The organism is Cohnella pontilimi, from assembly GCF_005049045.1.
Classification (GTDB): domain Bacteria; phylum Bacillota; class Bacilli; order Paenibacillales; family Paenibacillaceae; genus Cohnella; species Cohnella pontilimi.
On the sequence record NZ_SUPK01000006.1, the window covers coordinates 367,820 to 388,566 of the forward strand.

Sequence of the window (20,747 nt, forward strand, 5' to 3'; positions counted from 1 at the left end):
AATCCTTCTTTCTCACTTTTTTCTAAAAAAAAAAGCCCGATTCCCTTCAAGCGGTAATCGGGCGCTGCTTATGCTTTTACGAATTTGCCGGGCGGTATTCCGTAGTGCTGTTTGAACAACTTGATGAAATAGCTTTTGTTGTCGTAACCGAGTTGGAGTGCGACCTGCTCCACCGTCCTGCCCATTTCCTCGAGCAGCATCTTGGCCTTCTCCATCTTCATGCGGGTGACGAATTCGATGAAATTTTCCCCGGTCTCCTTCTTGAACAGCCGGCTGAAATAACTCGGATTCAAGTGAAGATGGGCGGCCGCTTCCTCCAGCGTAATTTTTCGGTTCAAATGCAGCATCACGTATTTCTGAATATCTACGATTTCAGCTTTTTTGCTTTCTCTGGAGATATGCTCTGCTTGGCGAACGGCTTTCTGGATAAACTTCACCAACCACTCGCGGACCTCGCTGACGTTCATCATATGCTGGACCGTCTGCTGCATTTTTTCTTTGTCGTAGGCCATGCTGAACTTCAGCTTCAGCTGCAGGTCGAGCGCGAGCTTCCACACCATTTGCTTGACGTCGGCAGGATGATAATTCCTGTTTTTCATAAAGCCGACGAAAGCGTCGACCACGTGTTCCACATCCCCGCTGCCTTCGAGCAGCAGCCGGTTGAACCGTTCGGCATAGTCGGAGTAATGCTCGAACAAATCCTCCTGGTTCATCCATACGGCCGCAGAATGATTGCTTTTCACGATCGCAGGACCTTCGAAATAGAACAGATGATCCGCCGCCGACAGCAGGACGGGCAGCTGACGTTTGATGCCGGCTCCGTCCGCAGTGGGCTCCCCGATCAACATGGAGAATTCGAGCTTGAGATATTTCGCGAACGCTAGCTGAAGGGTGCGGCACACCTGAACGATCTTTTCGTAGGGGTTGGAAGCGAAGTCCTTGCGAAAAGAGTACAGCAGAACAAATTCCTGCGCCGAACGGCCGAAAAACATCACATCCGGTTCGCCTTCGAGCAGCTCTTCCGCTGCGTTTTCCACGATGAACTTGACGACATCCTCTTTCTGGTAGCGGATAATCGCGTCCTGGAAGCTGAACACGCGGCACAACACGGGCAGAATGTGTCCAAGCTGCGTATTCAGTCCGAACTCTTGAAGCTGACCGAGCAGCGGGCGGTCCTCGATCACCGGTCCGGCCAGCAAATCCCGCAGCCATTTTTCTTTCAATGCCGCCTTGTTTTTTTGCGCTTGATAATACAACCGGTCGACTTGCTGCTTCAGCCGGCGCTCTTCTTCCAGCTTGCCGAGCACCCGATCCAGAATTCCCTGTATTCCGGCAAGGTCGAGCGTCTCCTTCAGTATATAATCGTGCACGCCGAGCTTTACCGCTTGCTGCGCGTAATGAAACTCGTCATGGCACGACAAAATGACGAATTGCGTCTTGCCAGCTTCCGTCTGAAGGCATTGGATGAGTTCCAGGCCGTTCATGCCGGGCATGCCGATATCCGTGATGATGAGATCCGGCATCTCTTTCCGGCACATCTCGAGCGCATCGGCCGCTCGGGTAAAAACACCCGAAAGCCCGAATCCCATCTGTTCCCACGGAACCAATTGCTTTAAAAACTCAAGCACCGCTACATCGTCATCCACCAGCATGACTCGATACATGCGCCTGCTCCTCTCTTCCGTTTAGAGGGATCTTGAGCGTAATCGCGACGCCCTTCCCCGGCGCCCCGTCCATTTCCATTACGAATAAATCCCCATATATGATTTGGAGGCGTTCTTTCACGTTTTTGAGGCCGATCCCGGAGATGGGGGCGCCGCTTCTGATATCCGCCAGCTTATCTTCCGCTATGCCGACTCCGTTGTCCATGACTTCAATGTACAGGAACGAAGAACTTTTCCATGCGGAAACGGCAATTTCTCCGTTCTTCTGCTGCAGGCCATGAATATACGCATTCTCGATCAACGGTTGCAGTGTGAAACGCGGAATCAGTTCGAGCAGCGTATCCGACGCGAGATTAACCTTGAGTTCAACCCCTTCATGGTGGCGGAAATTCACCAAGTCCATATAGTGCCGCGCGGTTTCGGCTTCTTCGTGAAGCGGAACGAACTCGTTGTTCCGGTTGATCGTCATCCGCAGCACAGTGGACAATGATCCGATAATCTCGCCGATCTCGTGCTCGCCCTTCAGAATCGCCCTAAGACGGATGGAATTCAGCGTATTAAAGAGAAAGTGCGGATTCATCTGCGCCTGCAGAAGTTCGAGTTCCGCCATCCGTTTCCGGTTTTGTTCCGTCTCGACCTGCCGGATCATTTCCTTGACTCGATCCAGCATCTTGTCGAACGCGAGCCCCAAATGGCCGACTTCATCACTTCCCCGTACCTTGGAGCGCTCTTCCAGAAAACCTTTCTCCACTTTGCTCGCCGTCCTCGCGAGCTTCATAATCGGCAAGGTCCACTGACCCAGGAAATATAACAAGACGACCGAGAAAAGGAAGAAAAAGACGAACTGCAGGATAAACACGTAATTAAAAAGGTTCCCGATCTTGCTGGTTACATTCTCATAGGGAGTGAGACTTCGCATGCTCCATCCGGCAAACTTAAGCGGATGGCTAACGGCAATATAACCTTTGCCATTCTGCCGCACCGTCGCATACGATTCGTCCTGCGGAACCGGGTTCACCGCTTTCCCGATTTGATCCGGCTGGGTATGGGAAATAATCGTTCCATCCGCGTCCAGCAGCATCATGACCTGGTCGGATGCATATTGGGAAAATACTTGCCGGAATTGCTCTTCGGGTTTGCTAAGAATGATGTAGGCGTTGACGCCTTTGGCATAAATTTGGAACGTGCGGATGATCGTCACCACGCGGGGAGCCGAATCGGCATCCGCCCGCACATAGTTTTTCTGGGTGCCGAGCCAGCGGGTCGTGTTGACCGGCTCGCGGGCTAAGGACTTCAGCCATGGTTCATTGTACAGAAACGACAAATTATTTTTGTAAGTCGAATAATTGGAAAAGTACAACTCATTGGGAAGTAAAATCGTGACGTATGTTTTCCCTCCGAAAAATTGGATTCGTTCCAATCTCTCGGTGATTTTCTTGAAGGAAAGCAAATCGACGCTGCCGGACGGGTCGGTTTTATGCATGTTCCATGCCACGCGCAGATCGGTAATCATTTCGCTGTCATATTGGATGGAATTAAAGGCGTTGATCATGTCCCTCATAATGTTGGATTCATATAAATCCGCCACTTCAAGCGACTGTTCCGCTTTGGCGACGGCTTTGTTTTTCAGCTCATTCTTGGTATAATCCGCCGTCAGAACGAGGGTGATGACCGATGGCAATACGAGGCACAGGAGCGAAGTGAGGATCACTTTCTGTCTCCAACTGATCGCAGGCAGCCTCATGCATGATTCCTCCCAGTCGCAGCGATATAGAAAAAAGGGGATGCCGTGACAGGCATCCACCTTCTCATTATAAAGTTAAGGCTTACTTGTTGGCATCAACGATTTTCTGGAGATTCGTCTTCACGTTCGCGATCGTTGTATCGATGTCCGTAATGCCCAGCATATACTTATCCGCTTCGGCGATGTAGGCTTTCTCCAAATCGGAAGCGTAGGAGACGGTAATCGGCGGATTCGGCAGTTTAGAGACGCTGAGCGTGTTGAGCAGGGAAGCTTTGTCGATTTTATCCGGCGATTTGGTCGAACCCACGATCGCATCGATTTCCTTGCTGAGGTCCGCCTTCTTCCACGCAGACAATTGCTTCGTCAGCCCCATGCCTTCCGTGGTCCAGAACCGCAGGAACTTATAGGCTTCCTCTTTGTGCTTGGATTTTGAGGAAATGACGAGCGGATCCGCCTGTCCGTAGGCGTAGTTCTCGTCCCCTTTGTTGTTCGTCGGCCACGGTGCGAATGCGGAAACGAATGTTGCAGCAATTTTGTCCGTGCCGCCGGCTTCTGCGATCATCCAAGGACCGGTCGGCAGCATGACGCCTTTTTGTTGGAAATACTGGTCGCGGTACGGAATTTTTTGCGTAATGACATCTTGGTAAGGCGTAGCGGATTTATCCGTTTTTTCCATCTGGTAACGGAGTTCGAGCGATGCCTTCATGAGCGGATTGTCGGCGTTCAGCGTTACGCCGTCATCCTTCATGATCCCCTGGTCTGCCGGAGAGCTGTAGAGCTTGAGAAGGAAGTAGTCTTTCCACTCATGGAAGTGCGCGCCGTAGACTTTGTTCGGGCCTTCGCCGCTTGTGAGCTTCTTCGCGTAATCGCGGAATTCATCCCATGTCCAGTTGGTCGGCACGGCCAAGTTCGCCGCATCCAGTTTTTCTTTGTTCATCAGGATCAGCCAAGGGCCGAATTTGCCCGGCAATGCGTAATGTTTGCCGTCGAATTTCTGCAGTTCCACTTTGTACTCGTCTTCGTACTTGACGCCTTCTTTGGCCAAATAGTCGTCCACCGGCTCAAGCATCCCGTTGGCCGCCCGCTGTGCATAATCGCGTTGGGAGTTGAGCGGGAACACGTCAAAATCGTCTCCGGAAGCATACATCAAATCGATTTTCTTGATCGATTCGTTCGAATTGTTCTCTACGAGAGCCGAGTACTCGACCTTGATATCCGGATTTTTTTGCTGGAACGCGTCGATCATCGGTTGATAGACGGCAGGGCTCTCCCAACCGACGAACTTGATCGTGACCGTCTCTTTCGCAGGGCTGTTGCTCGCGCTCGGCGAATCGTTGCCTTGCGAAGGCGACGCATCGCCCCCCTTGCCGGATCCGCAGCCCGCCAGCAATCCTGCAGTGAGAACGGTTGCAGTCATAATCGACAACCACTTCTTCTTCATTCAATAAACCTCCCTATGGTTATGAAAGCACTTTATCTGACAACCTAAACGTAACATGTTTGAGATTTCGGGCAGAGATTCTTTTTTTACCGATTTATGAAATTTTTTTACCCTTTTACTCCTCCGAGCGCGATTCCTTCGATGACTCGTTTTTGTCCCAGCACGAATATGAGGATGAGCGGCAAGATCGCGGAGACGGTTCCCGCCATGACGAGAGAATAGAACGCGCCGCTCTCGGAGGCAAACTTCTGGATCCCCAGCTGGATGGTGGCAAGCTTATCGCTGCGCAGGAATACGAGCGGATTGGCGTAGTCGTTCCAGGTCCAGATAAACCGGAGAATGGCGTAAGTCGCAACCGCCGGTTGGACGAGGGGAAGTGCGATTTGCAGGAAGATACGGGGATGACCCGCTCCATCCATCCGGCCGGCGTCGAGGTAATCTTTATGGATACCCATGAAGAACTGTCTCAACATAAACGTGCCGAGCGCGCTGAACGAACCGACGAGCACGAGTCCCAGATGGGTGTCGAACAGGTGCAGCCAGCGGAATATCATGAATTGCGGAACGAGAATGGACGCAGGCGGCACCATGAACGTCATGAGAACGAGCACGAACAGGAAATTCCGGCCTCTAAACTCGACATGCGAGAATCCGTAGGCTGCCATGCAGGATACCAGGACCGAGACCATGGTGGTCAAAACCGTTACTTTGATCGTATTCCAATAATAGATCGCAAAAGGATGATCGCCGAGCCAAACTTCCCGGTAATTCTCGACCGCGTTCCAATGCTTCGGAATCCACTCGATCGGATATTTGAACACGTCGATCTCCGGTTTGAAAGAAGCCGAGATCATCCAAACGAAGGGCAGCACGAAGGCTGCTCCCAACAGCAGCATGACGAGGGTGATCAGGAGTCTCGCGATGCGGTTCTGCTTCTCCATAGTTCCTGCTCCCTTCTAGTAGTTCACCCATTTTTTCTGGCCATACAGTTGAAACAAGGTAATCAGCAGCACGCATCCGAGAAGGAACCAAGCGATGGAGGATGCGTAACCCGTCTTCAGTTCATCGAACGCCTTCGTGTACAAATGATACGTGACAACGGACGTGGAGTAAGCCGGTTTCCCTTCCGTCAGCACTTTGATAATGTCAAACGACTTGAACGTGCTGATGATGCCCGTAACGAGAAGAAAGAACGTAGTGGGCGACACGAGCGGCAAGGTAATCCGCATAAACCGGGTCCATACACCGGCTCCGTCGATATCCGCGGACTCGTAAAGATCTCTCGGAATCGATTGCAGCGCCGCCAAATAGACGATCATACAAAATCCGATGCCTACCCATACCAAAATAATCATGATGGATGGCAGAGCATAATGAATGTCCGCGAGCCACAATGGCGGGTTCTTGACGCCGACCGCCATCAAAAATTTATTGATGGGTCCATATGAGGGGTGGAACAAAAGCTGAAATACGATCGCCACGGCTACAATACTCGAAATATAAGGGAGAAAAAAAATAACCTTGAAGAAATTTTTGAAGAAGACGACCCGGTCCACGATAACCGCCAGGATCAAGGCCAAGATCATCTGTACGGGAACGACGAAAAGCATGATCAGGTTATTCTTGAGAGAAATGCGGAAAACATTGTCGTCAAACAATTTAATGTAGTTCTTAAATCCGACGAATTTGATTTTATCGATTCCCGCAATGAAACTCCAATCCGTGAAGCTCAGGATCAAGGTGAGCAGTGTCGGAATAATCGTAAGCACGATCAAACCGATCAGCATCGGCGCCACGAATAGGTAGCCCGCCAAATTCTCCTTCCGCTCTCCCCGTTGTTTTCGTTTTTTCTTATCTGTCGAGTTATCCATAGCTGACCTCCGTTCGTCAATCTATTGCCTATCGTAAAGAAAATCCGGAAACCGCATAAGAGATGAAAATGACCGATTTGAAAATATTTTTACTTTTCCGCATGGTAAAACAGAAAAAGCCGGGGGGGAATCCCCGGCTTTTTCGGCGAAAATCAGTCTTTGCCTTGCTGTCCGTTGAGGACGACTTTGAATTGGCCTTTGACGCCGGATCCATCGGCCGCAGTGGCCGTCACCATTACCGCGCCGTTCTTAAGCGCCTTCAGCAAGCCTGTGGAGCTGATCTCGGCCTTATCGGTCGGTGAGCCGTCCGGATCGGTTACGGACCAGATCACCGAAAGATTTCGGGCGTCAGCCGGCAAAATCTTGGCCAACATTTGCAGCGTGCCGCCTTTCGTCCGGATTTTGTCCGCTCCGCCTTCGGCGGTTACCACGATGGAGGCGACCGGAATATTTTGGCCGCTGATGTCGATCAGCGCGCTGCCAGATACGCCGGAACCGTCCCGCGCAGCCGCTACGACCATCACTTGTCCGTCACTCAAAGCGGTCAGCAAACCGTCTTGGCTGATCGTCGCTTTATCGGTCTCCGTTCCGTCCGGGTTGTAAACGGCCCATGTTACCGTACGGTCATCCGCATCCGCAGGCATCACGTCCACGATCATCTGAAGCGTGCCGTCTTTCTTAACGATCGACGTCGCACCGCCTGCGCCGGCAACGGTGATGGAATTCACCTGAACTTGACCGCTGATCTTCACGAGGGCACTTCCCGTCGTGCCGGAGCCGTCAAGAGCGGCAGCCAGCACCTTAACCTCACCGTTCTTCACCGCGGTCAGCAATCCGCCGCCTGTGATCGAGGCTTTGTCGGTGACCGTGCCGTCGGAGTTCACGACCGACCAGAGCACGCTTTTATTAGGTGCGATAGCCGGCAGCACATCCGCCGACATTTGCAAAGTGCCGCCCTTGGCCGTGATGGAAGTTGCTCCGCCTTCTCCGGCAACCGTCACTGTTGTCACAGGATTCCAGAACGGGATCACGGCGCCGTTCAACGCAAAGTTCGAAAATACGGCAGTTTTTTGCGGAATCGCCGTATTCAGCTTGCGGACGAAGATACCGACTTTCGGATTGTTCAGCGTGATATTGAACGTATCCGCCACTTGGGTCCAGGTGACTCCGTCGGCGCTGTAGTACCCTTTGTAAACCGTGCCAGTTTTTTCGATTTTCAAATAAATATCTGCCGGTGTGACTGGATCGGCGTAATTTTTATCCGTTTGTACGAGACTCGGGCTGCTTTTTCCTTGCGAGAACCGGATTTGTTTCGCGGCGCCCGGATTGTTGCCGTTCGCCTGTCTTCCCAGCGTGATAAAGTTGCCGTCGTCCTGATACACGATCAATCCCGCCCATTCGAAGCCCATGGAGGCATCGAATTTCAGCTTCGTGGTAATCGAGAAATCGCCGGTTGTACCCGGATTTCGGAGAAGAATATTGCTCGGCTTCGAACCGCCCCAGCTTCCTTCGATCGTCGTCAGTTTCATGACTCCGGCGTCCTGCGGATCGGTCGCCCAATCCCCTTGGCTTTCCCTTACCCAGGACCAGCCATCGGCCAGAATGACCTTCTGGCCATAGATGACGATTTCCCGGCTGCCCTTAACGCCCGAGCCGTCATTCGCGGCGGCGATAACCCGCACGGCCCCGTCCTTCTTGGCCGTCAGCAAACCTCCCGCGCTGATCGCCGCTTTATCCGTGGAGGAACCGTCCGCGTTGACTACAGACCAGGTAACCGACGAATCATCGGCGTTCGCCGGCGTTACGTCCGCAGACATTTGCAGCGTGCCGCCTTTCGTCAGGATAGACGAAGCATTGCCCGCTGCAGTTACGGAAATGGACGTTACTTTGGCGATCTGGCCGCTGATGGAGATTGTGGCTTCGCCCGTCACGCCGCTATGGTCGCCTGCGGCTGCGATCACTCTCACCGTACCGTTGTTCACCGCGGTGAGCAGACCGTCCGGGCTGATCGTCGCTTTATCCGTTGGCGTACCGTACGGGCTGACTACGCGCCAGGTCACCGTTTGATTGTCCGCGTCCGCCGGCGTAATGTCAGCAGACATCTGCAGCGTACCGCCTTTGGTCGTAATGGCCGACGATCCGCCGGCTCCTTTCACCGTAATGCCGGTGACCGGAACTTTCGGCGCGGCGTACACGGTAACGTGCGCAACCGCTTTGACCGGACTGCCGTCCACCGTTCCTTCGGCGTCAAAGTTTCCTTCCGCCGCATAACGGGAAGGATCGATCGGATCCCAAGTCACGGATGCAAGCTTGGCGGTGGAGTCGGTGAATAATTGCTTTACGGCCACCGGCAGAACCGGGGCTTTCCCCGCATAGGTGGCAGCGTTCACTTCTTCGATGCCCGCGGTTGTCCGGGGGATGTAATCGGTGAGCGTTGCCCTCATGCTTCCCTTTCTCACCGCATTACCCGCTGCGTTGACAATGTGCGTGATCTCTCCCATGCCGCTTAAATAAACGGTCGTCGCATGGTGGACTTTAACGCCTTCCCGGTCGGGAATCTCAATCCCCCGTTCCAGCTTCACGTCTGCATCCCGGAAGAACGAGTACACACCCAGCCCGTACGCCTCGTGCGAAGTGACCGAATCCGCCACCTTGTACGAAGCAAACCCGTTCACGGTGCCGTCGCTGCTCATCCAGCTATCCTGATCCGGTACGTCGTACGGGATCTCCGTCTGATAGAAGTACATCCGGCCGCGGTCGCCGTTCCAGACGGTCTGGTATTCATGAAAATGTTCGACGAAAAGTCCGTAAATGGTCACATCGTTTCCGTTCACGATCATGCCGTTCTTCGTGATATTCGAATTCCAGGCGGCTCCCGTGCCGTGGTCCGCGCGCCATACCCAGAAATGATCTCCAATGACATGGTTGCTGTTAATCTCGATACACACTTCCGCCTTGGCGAGCGCATCCCCGCCTACCCGGAAGTACAGGTCATGCAGCGAAATCGGATTGCCCGAATGATCGTTCAAGCTGCCTTTGGGTCCGACTTCCAGCAGGACGGGAGAGCTGTCTTGTCCGGCCTCGAACAGAAGGCCCGCAATTTTGACCCCGTCGACATCCGCGACCTTCATCGCCACGGTACCGCCGTCCGCGTGAAGGGTAGCCAGGCCGAGGCCGAGAACGACCGTATCCGGGTTCGTCACTTCGATCGGCTTGCTGATGTGGTATACGCCTGGCGAAAGAAGCAGGTGTTTTCCTTGCTTCAGCGCTGCATTGATGCTGTCTACATCGAAATTCGTCGTGTTCGCGATATAAAATTGATCGATGGGAATTGATTTTCCCGCCGCGGGGCCGTTGGCCCAGGAAGTCCCCTGCGCATTCTGCCGGACGTCCGGAACGAACACTTGATACTGCCCCGACTGGTCAACGGTCAGGAAAGGCTTCTCCCGTATGACGGGCGCTTGGGGGATAACCGTCATGGGGTTCGCGGGCCAGTTATCGACTGGCGCATTCTCGGTTCCGACGAACGTCATGTTCCAAACGCCGCCGCTCCATTCCCCCCACTTGCTGTTTCGGGAGAGCCATTGCTGCTGCGAGCCGGGTATCACCTTTCCGTCAACCAGGGAATCCGCCAGGAAGCCGCCGCTGGCCCAGCCTCCCTGATCGTGCAGGGACACGCTGCCTTTGATGTGCAGCCTTCTCATGGAAGCCGCCTGAGATACAGCATATTTCAAATCGCCGCCTGTCGGGATGACGGCCAAATTTTCCGTCGACCGCCAGAAGTTCTGGGTGGCGTTGTGGTTCGCCATCCAGTTGGCGTCCACCGTGACGCCTCCGTTGATCGTGACGTCGTCGGGCATTTGTCCGAGTCCGGCCACGTGCGTATAGAAGCCTAACCGGATATTCGCATTGTAAACACCCGGCTTGAACAGCAGCGCATACCGCTCGGTGCCGAATTGGTTGGTTTCCTGCTTGCGGAATATTCCATCGCTGATGCTTTGAATGTCGGCCGCCGGCGTCGAAGGATCGAATACGTAGACGTTCGGGCCGAAGTCGGGCTGCGTCGAAGAAGCCGCCGCGGCAGGCTCCGCATGCCCGGTCGTCGAATCGGCGCCGCTGGCTTCGGCCGCGCCCGACCTGCCGGGAAAAACCGTGAACAGACTGATCACCATTACCACCGCCAACAGTGCAGAAAAACTTTTTCTTAACCTCATTTTCCCACCTCTTATCTTTATTTTGCAAGCGTTTTCAATTTATCGGATGAATCTGCCGCCGATGATCCGGCGGCAGAGAATTTTAAATAACGCTTATTCCCGATCTCTGTAAAACTGCTGCATGACATAGAAAGCCGGCTTTTTGTACGTCTTATCCTCGTTCAAAAGCCCTTTCGTGTTGTAGTAGTTTTGCGTCACCGGATGCAGCCTCCGCGGGCAGCGGAAATCGTACAGAATCCAGGGGCTCGTCCCTTTCACGTACGAAATGCGCCCCAACACCTCCACTTGCTTGCGGTAAATATCAAGCTGACAATCCTCTGTCCCTTTCTCGTCGACCGTGCCGCGGTGACCGGCTTTGGCGTCGGCGCCGAACTCCGTGATGATCACCGGCTTCTCCGGCTTGCTGTTCTCAAACAGCTTCACCAGGTTGTCGAAATCGGTCTGGTACCAGCCGTAATACTGATTGGCGCCGATCACGTCCAAGTCGTCCGCGAGCCGGTCGTTGATCACGTGATTGACATGATCCAGCATACAGGCTGCGGATACGAGGCGGGTCGGGTCGAGCTCCTTGGCCTTGCGGGCGAGCGAGCTCATGAATTTCAGGCGCGCTTCCGTGTCGGCATTCTCGTTGCCGACCGACCATACGATGACGCTCGCGCGGTTACGATCTCTGCGGATCAGCTCCGTCAGTTGATTTTCCGCGTCGCGGTACGTTTCCGCGTTTTCAAAAGCGATGGCCCAATAAACGGGAATTTCCTCCCAAAGCAGAATCCCCATCTCGTCGGCAATTTGGGCCGCACGCTCCGTATGCGGATAATGCGCCAGACGCATGTAATTGCAGTTCATTTCTTTAGCGAGCTTAAAGTTCTCGATGATTTCGGCATCCGTTACGGCTTTCCCGTTCTTCACGCTTTCCTCGTGCGCGCTGATGCCCTTCAGGAAAATCCGCCGTCCATTCAGCAAAATGTCCTGGCCTTCCACCTGAATTTCCCGGAGGCCGATTTTCTCGCGGATTTCGTCTGCGCCATACGTTAAAGTAACCTCATACAGCTTTGGGCTTTCCGGACTCCAAAGCTCCGGACGGGCGTCCAAAGTGACAGATCCTTTTCCGTCCTTGATTTGGAGTGCCTCCCGGAGGCCCAGCTCCGGAATCTCCAGCGTTGCGCTTCCGTCCCGGCCGGAGCCTTCCACTTCCACTTCAACCCGTATTTTGGAGAAGCCGCTGCCCGGAATGAGGCCGATCGAGAAATCCTTGACGAACGTCCCCGGCAGCCGGATCAGCTCCACATCCCGATAAATACCGCCATAATTGAACCAATCCGTATTTTCGCACGGCACATTCTCGCGTTTGCGCGTGTTGTTGGCGACAACCAGAATGCGGTTATGCTCCTGCAGCAAGCCCGTCACTTCGATGTAAAACGGCGTAGAACCGCCTTTGTGGCAGCCCAGGTATTCTTTGTTCAGAAAAACTTTGGCATCGTATTGGACTGCCCCGAATTTCAGGAATACCCGTTCCTCGCCTTTGGCGATATACAGAAAAGTACGGGTATACACGGCGCTTCCTTCGTAGAGCAAATACTTCTCCTTCTGGGTGTTCCAGGACGAAGGGACGCGTATTTTCTCCCATTCGTCAAAGCTGAAATCCATCGGATTGTACAGGCCTTCATCATCTTGATACTTCTCTTCGAACCATCTGGCCCGCAAACAAGTGTCGTATTGATCGATACCGAAGCTCCAGTTGCCGTTGAGGGATTCTTTAAGCCGTCCCCTGTCGTATATCATGCTCTCGTTCGTGATTTTCTTTGACAAATAAGGAGTTTCATAGGATTCGTTATGAATGGAATCCACATAATTGTCTGCCTGTTTCATGCTTGCCGTTCCCCCCGATGCAATAGTTGGCCGTATAACTTTATTTCACCTTACTGCGATTGAAATAGAAAGCAACGGATTTTACCTTTTTGAAAAAGATTTGACCACCTCATCCCACCCAATAAAAAAAAGACCATGGAGGCATGCTCCATGGTCCGTTCCGTTACTCGCTTAATACCTTGAACTCTTTCAGCATCTGATCGAATCTCGACCCGTGGCCTTCAGACGCTTCAAGGAAATATTTTTCCGTCAGCACGAAGCTGCCCTGCTTTCCGTTGTCCACCACATAAACGACCATTACTTTGCTGTTCCAGTCCTTGCCGTCCTGCGCATAGATTCGGTATCCCGCAATGGGTTCGGTCACTTGCTCCGCCTTGCGGACCTCGGCGTAGCCTGCGGCCAATTGCTTCTCCAGATCGGCGGCAGCATCTGCCGGCTGAATTCCCGGGCGCTGTTCGATCGTAAACGATACTTCAGGGTACTTGTCCGGCAGAGGCGTTGTGGTCGTAATGACGTCTTTACCGCCTTGCTGCTCCAGTTTATACCGTTCTTGATCGTAATAGATGACATAACGGCTCGTTTCCTTGCTCGTCTCGGAATTGCCCGGCGTTTGCTCTCCATTCGTTTTTCCGCTCTCATGAAGTTTTTGGTTCGTCTGTTCCTTCTCCCCTTCGATGTTGACTTCCACTTTCTTCTCAGGGGCGAACCAGGATCTCACGTCTTTCATGAACGCCGTGCCGGCCGGCATCGTCAAAAATACAGCTCCGGCGATCACAGCGGCGGCAAGCCCGGTGGAAATCTTAATTCTTCTCATCGTTTTTCGGCTCCTCTGTGTACGTTTGGCATGCGTTCTTGAGCGAGACGCGGCCGGGCTTTCGATATCCAGTTGCGCTTCGATGCGTTCCCACATTGCCTCCTTGAGCCCGGGGTCGAACCGGCTCTCATCCAGCATCCGTTCCTTAAGCTTCCGTTCCATACGGTTCCCCTCCCAGACCTTTTTTCAATTTCTCCCGGCCTTTGAGCAGGCGCGATTTTAACGTATTCACGTTCACATCCAGCATCTCGGCGATTTCTCTCTCGCTGTAATCGTGCAAATACTTCAATATCAGAGGAATCCGGTACAAGTCATCCAGCGACTGGAGCGCCGCGTAGAGATCTACCGAAACATCCGGAAGCTTGGGCTCCACGGCAATTTGGTCGAGTTGCTCTCCGAACGGAACGACCTTCTTCTCCCGTTCCATGACCCGGTAGCATTCGCGAAGAAGAATCGTATAAAACCAAGGCTTGAAAGGTTTGCTTTTGTCGTATTGCCAAATATTGCGGTATGCGCGCAGGAACGTTTCCTGGACGGCATCCTGAGCCCACTCGCGGTTTTTGGTCACCATAACGGCTGTCCGCACGGCGTACTCGAAATACTCGTCATACAGGTTTCGAAACGCACTGCGGTCGCCCTGCAGAATGCGTTCGATCCATTGTCTCTCCAACCGGCTCACCTCGTTTATGCCATTCTATAAATATTACCTGACCGTTTTGAAAAAAGTTTGCAACCGGGCGGCGAAATTTTCAACTTATAAAAAAGCCACCCTGCTGAAAAACGCAGGATGGCTCTCTTTGTCATACCGGTGAGGAAAGAGTGGAGTCCGTCGGTATATCGCCCTTCCGCTTCCCGCGCGTCACCAGGCTGAACAGCACCGGCACGATGAGCAGCGTCAGGAACGTCGAAGTCGTAAGGCCTCCGATGACGACAACCGCCAGTGCCCGCGACACGAGGCCGGCTTCCGTCGACAGCGCCAGCGGCAGCAAGGCGCCGATTGTGGCGATCGCCGTCATGAGGATCGGGCGTACGCGCGTTGCGCCGGCTTCCATTAACGCAGCATGCTTGTCGAGACCGCGCCGCATATTCGAGCGCACGCGTTCGAGCAGGACGATGGCGTTGGTGACCACGATTCCGTTCAGCATCAGCAGGCCGATCATCGCAGGCATGCCTACCGGCTCCCCGACCGCGTACAATCCGGCAAGGGCGCCGATGACGGAGAAAGGAATCGCGGCAAGAATGACGAACGGCAGCTTCCATTCGCCGAATGCGAGCAGCATGACCATGTAGACGAGGAACACGCTGAGCGCCAGCGCAATGCCCATATTCACAAAGCCGTCGTTCATTTCTTTCGAGGCTCCCTCAGATCGCCATGTGACACCGTCCGGCAGCTTCAGGGCATTCATCGCCTTCTCGGCATCGGCGGTTACTTTGCCCGAATTGGTTTCCGTGATGGTGCCGTTTACTTGCAAGTACTCGGCTTGGTTATAGTGAGCGATCGTGGTCGGGTTCACCACTTGCTTCACCGTGCCCAGATTTTTCAGCTTCACAGCCGTACCCATAGGGGTCGGAATCGTTTGCTCCTCCAAAGCGCTGAGTGAAGGCGTACTGTCCATCAGGGTCGATAAAATGACACCGGTTGTCTTGCCCTCAATCTGTGCCTCGGAGACCCTGCTTCCTTGGACCATATTGTGCAAAGTCAACGATACCGTCGCCGGTGTTAAGCCGTGGGCCGCCAGTTTGGCGTTATCGAATTCGATCGTAATTTCCGGCTTCTCGCCTTCCGCAGAATTCCGCACGTCGGCCAGACCCTCGACGCCTTTCAATGCCTCGGTGATCTGTCCCGCGGCTTCTTTGATTTTCCCGATGTTCGGCCCGTTGACGGTGATTTGCAGGCGGTTGCCGACATTGATGCCGCCTACGCCCGCCAGCGTCACTTCCCGGGGACCGGCGACCTGCTTGAACTTTTCCCGTAATTGTTTCGCCAAAGCATTCGTATCCGAGACGTCGTCTTTGACGGTAAAGGAGAGATTTGCAGTTTCCCCGCTGACATAAGTGCCTACACGAGCGACTTCAGACCGGCTTTTCAGGATGGCCTCGATCTGCTTGGCCGCATCGTCTGTTTGGGATAATGCGGTTCCGACCGGCATTTTCACGGTGATATCGTAGGTTTTGACCTGCTCGGAAGGCAGGAAGTTGAAGCCGAGCGACGGGACGAGTGCCGCACTTCCCAGCAGCAGCACGACCGCCAGACCCAGCGTCGACAACCGATGGCCGAGCGACCAGTGCAAAGCAGCGCGGTACGTTATCTGCAGCCGGTTTTCGCGAGGCTCGACATGCTTTAGGCGCAGAAGCGATAACCGGGACATCAACGGCACAACGGAAACGGCCACAAGCAGCGAAAATAATAGAGAGATGACGATCGTCCACGCCAACGGAACGAAGAACTTACCGACGATCCCCGGCACGAAGGCGAGCGGAAGGAACACCGCCACGGTCGTCAGCGTGGAGGAAGTAATCGCGGACGACACTTCGCGTGTCGCCTGCTCGACGAGATTGGCGCCCCTTTCCTGTGACATGCGGATACGCCGAAAAATGTTCTCGATGACGACGATCGAATCGTCCACCACCCGGCCGATGGCGACGGCGATGCCGGCCAGCGTCATCATATTCAGCGTGTAGCCGAGACGCTGCAGTACCATAAACGAAGCGAACATCGACAGCGGAATCGAGATGATCGCGATGATCGTCGCTCTCACATTTCGCAGAAACAGCAGCGTCACCACAACGGCCATGAGCGCTCCGAGCATCACCTCGCGCAGCATGCTGCTCACGGAATGCTCGATTTCAACGGACCGGTCGATCATCACTTCGGATTTCAATCCTGTCGGAAGCGGTGTGCCGGCCACTTCATCCTTGACCTGATTGGCGATGGAGACGGCATCCTCACCCGGCTTCGGAATGACGGAGAGGAGCAATGCCGGTTTTCCGTTCATGCGGGTAAAACTGGTGACGGGAGCTTCATAGGCCACTTCGGCGATATCCCCCAGCTTGAGTATTGCATTGGAGGAGGAAGCCGGCATGAGAAGCGGAATGTTGCTCACATCCTCTGCCGACTTGAAGGCACTTCCGGCACGGATAGGGAGCGTCTGTTCCGGCGTGCGGAGATCGCCGATCGGAATGGACAAGTTATTGGCTGCGATCAGCTGCTTCACTTGATCGTAAGACAGCTTGTACTCCTTGAGCGCGTCCGGGCGCAAACGAATGTAAAGATTGCGTTCCGATTCACCCAAAATGTTAATCTCGTCTATGCCGGATACATTCCGGATCGCGGGTACGATCGATTCGTCAACAACCTGCTGTACCTGCTCGTCGGTGCCTCCGTAGACGGCCAGCTGATAGACTTCCGCATCCAGCCTCTCCTTCTGGAAAGACGGCTCGCCCGCCGTGTCGGGAAGTTTGAGTTTCGCGACAGCGTCTCTCATCCGTTGTTCCGCATCGTCCATGTCGACCGACATATTGAATTGGAGCGTCGACCAGAACACATTCGGATTCGCACCGGTGTACATGTTGACTTTGCCCTTGACATTCGCCAGTTCCTGTTCCAGCGGCTTGCCGATATCGTTCATGACCTGCTCGGGCGAAGCGCCAGGATATAAGATCCTCATGTGCAGGTAGGGGATGTCCACGTCGGGGTATTTTTCCATTTTCATGTTGTTGACCGAATAAAGGCCGCCTGCGACGAGCAGGGCGATGATCAAGAAAACGGCGATACTATTGCGCATACTAAAGCGGATTACGGACAGCATGGGGTTCTCTCCCGTTCTCTTTATAATGAGTTGTTTCTATCATAAGCCATCATAAGACAGATGAGATAGAGAGGAAGCGCAAATGATGAACCCTCCCGCGCAATGATTTGCGGTCACCACGCAAAAGCGACCGCATCCCATGGTGTGGACGCGATCGCTTTGAAATGAAAACGATGTGGTCAGAGGTTACTCGGCGGCGACCGGTTGGACGGTCTCCGGCGCCTTCTGGCTCATGATCGGAAGCATGACCAATGCACCAAGAAGGAACAAGACTCCGGATCCGGTATAAATCGATACGAGCGGGTAAGCGGCTTTGAGCGCGCCGGCGAACGACATGGAGACGACCATCATGCCGATGAACATCGGATTCAGCACGCCATTCACTCGGCCGACGATGGATTCATTCGACCATTTCAGAATCATCGTGCTGATCCCGATGTGGATGCAAGGGAACACGAGTCCGTTCACGAACTGTACGACGAGCGTTAGCGCCACGTTGGTCGAATACCCGACCACGACGGTACAGACGGCGCCCACCAGCATACCGATAGCAAGCAGCGCCTGCGGAGCAACCCGCTTCGCAAATACGGCTACGATCCCGCCGCCGATCAGCATGGCGGCTCCGCTCACCATGAGAATATATTGCAAAAATTCCTTCGGCTGGCCAAGTCTTTCTGTCACAATGAACAGGTTGAGCGCTTGGGCCAGACCAACCGCTAGTCCCGCCAGCATGAAAACAAACCCCAGCGACCGAAGTACAGGACTTTGCCAGACATAATGGAAGCCTTCCTTGAACTCCTTGCGAAAATCACCCTTTGCCGCATCCGTCCGCTGCTCCGTCTTGTCCTTGGGTATGCGGACCAGCGATAGCGCGGACAGCAGGAACGCGATGCCCATCACGGCGACTGACGTCTCCAAGCCGAACCTGCTGTAAGCGAATGTCCCCAGCATCGGTCCAAGCACCATGAAGATCGCCATTAACGACTGGAACATCGCCATCCCCTGCTGGAGCTGCTCTTCCGGCACATGCTGCTTGAACAAACGCATGCCCGAAGGCTGCGAGAACTGCGACAATACCGCAGAGATGAACGTGACCAGGTAGACGGACTGCCAGGATCCATAATGAATCATCAGCAGCACCACGAAAACCGATACCGCGGATAACAAATCACACCAGATCATCGTCCGTTTCGGCCGCCACCGATCGGCGAAAGTGCCTCCGATAAACGAGAATACGAAAATCGGCGCGAATTCGGCGACGCTGATCAAGGAGATGGCATACGGATCTTGGTTTGTTTTTTCCGAAACAAAAAGCAAAATGGCAAAATTCCGGACCCAGATGCCGATTTGCAGCAAAATATTGGACAGCAAAATCGTCTGAAGAAACCGGTTGCCGAAAACGCTTGGAGCTTTTCCTTCTTTTTGTGGCATAGCCAAGTAATCCAACACTCCTTCTTTTCATGTAACATGCCTATTCTAGCATACAGAATTTACCGCGTGTCTACGTTTCCGCAACTATTTTTGTCGAAAATTAAAGTGTGTACCTCTACTTATTTTGACAAACTTTTTACGCCCCGGTTGCTAGAATAGCACTCGAGTGCTCGTCTTGCAGGGGGGTGAACCGCCATTATTTCTTTCAATGCGATACGTTATTCCGTTCATCAATGGTATAGACACGAAGCGGATCAAAGCAAGTCGATTCAAAGGCTGAGTTCCGGACTTCGGATCAACAGGGCAGCGGACGATGCCGCCGGGTTCTCGGTATCCATCCGAATGAACGCCAACATACGTGCGCTTCGTCAGGCGCAAAGGAATGTTCAGGATGGAGTATCCCTTACCCAGGTTGCGGATTCCGCCCTGTCTTCTATGCTGGATCATCTCCACCGCATGAGAGAACTCGCCATCCAAGCCGGCAATGGGGCTTTGACTGCCCAGGACAGATCCGTATTACAGGACGAGGCTCGCTTGCTCATCCGTTCCCTTCATTCCATCGCGAAGCAAACAACTTTTAACGGACGGGCTTTGTTGAATACCGGTACCGAGGGCACACCCGCCATACCCGGTACGCCCGGCACGCCGGGAACACCCGACATTCCGGCGGATCCCGGTACACCGGATACCTACGAATGGCGGCCGTCATCCGCCACCTCCGGCGGCAGCATCGATGTACGGTACCTTACGCAATACCAATTTGAGGTTTCAGGAGGGGCGGACGTTCGGAATTTGGAGACGACGATTCAACTGTCTGCCGAATTTGTACGTACGTCGAAACGGGGACCCGATAAACAAAAGAATCTCAGTGTTACGATATTGGATTCCGATAATCGCCCTGTTCAAGGAAGCACGACGCTCACCCAGTTTCCTTCAACCTCTTCCTACTCTATTATCGGTCTATCACCAGGCCGTTATACGATAGAATTTAATTCAACCGCGGCCAAATGGGGCAACTATCATCACCTCAACGTTTCGGTAACCCAAAACTTTGAAGAAAAAGTGCGGGTTCCCGGAAGACCTCCAACCCCGGGCATCCCCGGAACGCCGGGTACGCCGGGCACTCCGGACGTACCCGCAACCCCTGGCACTGTAGAGTCCGTTCGTCTGCAAATCGGTGCGAACCCCGGTGATTTTATGGATATAGAGCTTTCTCAAGTTACCGCTCAGTCGTTGGGCATTCACAACTTGCAGATTACCGATTCCCATGCTTTGGACTTGATTGACGGGGCCATTGCAAAAGTAATCGGGGAACGGAGCAAATACGGAGCTTACGAGAATCGATTAACCTCGCATTACAGCTTCTTGGATACTCAGGTTATCAATCAAACGGGTGCGGTTTCTCAAATCATGGACGCTGATATGGCCCGGGAGTCCATCGCATTTGTTCGAAGTCAAATGGCTCAACAGGCAAGTCTGGTCGCCGTTCATTCCGCACTGGATTTATATCGTGAATATATCAAGACGCTTTTGACACCTCCTACACAATTTCCGGGGGTGCAGCAAAGCCTGAATCGAAAAGAAGAAGCCCTCTACTCTGTAACATTAAAGGTGGAGGAAGTCCAATAAAGCCAATAACAATAAGCAATTGAATACAATGTTAGACATTTTATGGTTCAATGGGCAATGCAGAGGGGGAAAAGCTCTTTGTGTTGCTCATTCTTTTTATAAAGGCTTTGTTAACGTTTAATGTCGATTTTGATGTTAAGAATTCCTGTAATGCGATTAATTCGGACTTTGAATAAAAAAGAGTGCCTCGGTAAGATAGGGTTGCACACGGGGTCGTTGCCCCAAAAACCTATCATCATGGAGGTCACTCTACAATGAAGT

The 20,747-nt window shown here is 53.4% G+C and carries 12 protein-coding genes; 1 reads left to right on the forward strand and 11 read right to left on the reverse strand.

Translation table 11 applies throughout. The features are described from left to right. Positions 1 to 68: 68 nt before the first annotated feature. From E5161_RS14320 to E5161_RS14370, 11 genes are all read right to left on the reverse strand, one after another. Entirely contained in the window at positions 69 to 1,664 is a 1,596-nt protein-coding gene (locus E5161_RS14320) for a response regulator transcription factor (RefSeq protein ID WP_136778489.1), read from the reverse strand. Next, positions 1,639 to 3,408: a cache domain-containing sensor histidine kinase gene (locus tag E5161_RS14325; protein ID WP_136778490.1), complete on the reverse strand. Its 1,770-nt coding sequence runs from the start codon at positions 3,406 to 3,408 to the stop codon at positions 1,639 to 1,641. The genes E5161_RS14320 and E5161_RS14325 overlap by 26 nt, the downstream gene beginning before the upstream one ends. 82 nt (positions 3,409 to 3,490) lie before the next feature. Then, positions 3,491 to 4,849, reverse strand: coding sequence for an ABC transporter substrate-binding protein (locus E5161_RS14330; RefSeq protein WP_136778491.1), 1,359 nt, complete (start codon positions 4,847 to 4,849; stop codon positions 3,491 to 3,493). A gap of 107 nt (positions 4,850 to 4,956) precedes the next feature. Then, a complete protein-coding gene (locus E5161_RS14335) occupies positions 4,957 to 5,790 on the reverse strand; it encodes a carbohydrate ABC transporter permease (protein WP_136778492.1) in 834 nt (277 codons plus the stop codon). A 15-nt stretch (positions 5,791 to 5,805) separates the two neighbouring features. Then, positions 5,806 to 6,720: a carbohydrate ABC transporter permease gene (locus E5161_RS14340; RefSeq protein ID WP_136778493.1), complete on the reverse strand. Its 915-nt coding sequence runs from the start codon at positions 6,718 to 6,720 to the stop codon at positions 5,806 to 5,808. 152 nt (positions 6,721 to 6,872) lie between these two features. After that, positions 6,873 to 10,934 (reverse strand): Ig-like domain-containing protein, encoded by a 4,062-nt coding sequence (locus tag E5161_RS14345; protein ID WP_136778494.1) that lies wholly within the window; start codon positions 10,932 to 10,934, stop codon positions 6,873 to 6,875. Positions 10,935 to 11,027: 93 nt separating this feature from the next. Continuing rightward, complete coding sequence (locus E5161_RS14350; RefSeq protein ID WP_136778495.1) at positions 11,028 to 12,803, reverse strand: glycoside hydrolase family 2 protein; 1,776 nt, start codon at positions 12,801 to 12,803, stop codon at positions 11,028 to 11,030. A 163-nt stretch (positions 12,804 to 12,966) separates the two neighbouring features. Further along, a complete protein-coding gene (locus E5161_RS14355; protein ID WP_136778496.1) occupies positions 12,967 to 13,779 on the reverse strand; it encodes an anti-sigma factor in 813 nt (270 codons plus the stop codon). Next, positions 13,763 to 14,287: an RNA polymerase sigma factor gene (locus E5161_RS14360; RefSeq protein ID WP_136778497.1), complete on the reverse strand. Its 525-nt coding sequence runs from the start codon at positions 14,285 to 14,287 to the stop codon at positions 13,763 to 13,765. The genes E5161_RS14355 and E5161_RS14360 overlap by 17 nt, the downstream gene beginning before the upstream one ends. 130 nt (positions 14,288 to 14,417) lie before the next feature. Then, positions 14,418 to 17,426, reverse strand: coding sequence for an efflux RND transporter permease subunit (locus E5161_RS14365; RefSeq protein WP_136778498.1), 3,009 nt, complete (start codon positions 17,424 to 17,426; stop codon positions 14,418 to 14,420). A gap of 186 nt (positions 17,427 to 17,612) precedes the next feature. Next, on the reverse strand, positions 17,613 to 18,857 hold the full coding sequence (locus E5161_RS14370) for an MFS transporter (RefSeq protein WP_136778532.1): 1,245 nt from the start codon (positions 18,855 to 18,857) through the stop codon (positions 17,613 to 17,615). 213 nt (positions 18,858 to 19,070) lie between these two features. Here E5161_RS14370 and E5161_RS20830 point away from each other — a divergent pair, with 213 nt between their 5' ends. Continuing rightward, positions 19,071 to 20,486, forward strand: coding sequence for a flagellin N-terminal helical domain-containing protein (locus E5161_RS20830; protein WP_281279881.1), 1,416 nt, complete (start codon positions 19,071 to 19,073; stop codon positions 20,484 to 20,486). The last annotated feature ends 261 nt before the right edge of the window (positions 20,487 to 20,747 follow it).